This window comes from Sinorhizobium sp. P24N7, assembly GCF_042436655.1.
Lineage (GTDB): Bacteria > Pseudomonadota > Alphaproteobacteria > Rhizobiales > Rhizobiaceae > Sinorhizobium > Sinorhizobium meliloti_A.
The window spans coordinates 1-570 of record NZ_JBHMIW010000099.1 but is presented as its reverse complement, the minus strand read 5'-3'; the positions used below and the strand labels follow the sequence as shown (position 1 = coordinate 570).

Sequence of the window (570 nt, the reverse complement as noted above, 5' to 3'; positions counted from 1 at the left end):
ATGAAATGGCTGTTCATGGAGCACGCGCCGCTGATCCTGCGCCCGAAGGTCGATGCCGCCATGATCTCGTGGATGGTCAAGATGTTTTCCAACTGCACGTCGAAGCGCTATGCCATCAACAAGAGCCGCATGTTGCGGCTGGCCGACTACAGCCGCCTTTCCATTGCAGAACTGCGTGCCGAAACCGGCATCGCCTACGACGAGCGCATGCAGGGAACATTGCAGCTCTTCCGCACAGACGCGCAACTCGATGCCTCCGCCAAGGACGTCAAGGCGCTCGCTGCCGACGGCATTCCCTACGAGGTTCTCGATCCGGAAGGCTGCATCCGCGTCGAGCCGGCGTTGCGCCATGTGCGCGAAAAGATTGTCGGCGGACTGCTGACCCCGAAGGACGAGACGGGGGACTGCTTCAAGTTCTCCAACGCGCTGGCGGCGAAGGCCGAGGCGCTCGGCGTGAAGTTCAAATACGGCAGTATCGTACGCGGTGGCGATGTCGAAGGCGGACGTGTCCGCGGTGTCGTCACCGCTCACGGCAGGCTTCAGGCCGACGCCGTCGTCGTGGCGCTCGGC

At 63.0% G+C, this 570-nt stretch carries 1 protein-coding gene; it reads left to right on the top strand.

Annotated features, from left to right (window positions below; genetic code table 11):
• A partial coding sequence (locus tag ACFHWW_RS34130; RefSeq protein ID WP_379943803.1) for an FAD-dependent oxidoreductase occupies nucleotides 1–570 on the top strand: 570 nt, incomplete at both ends.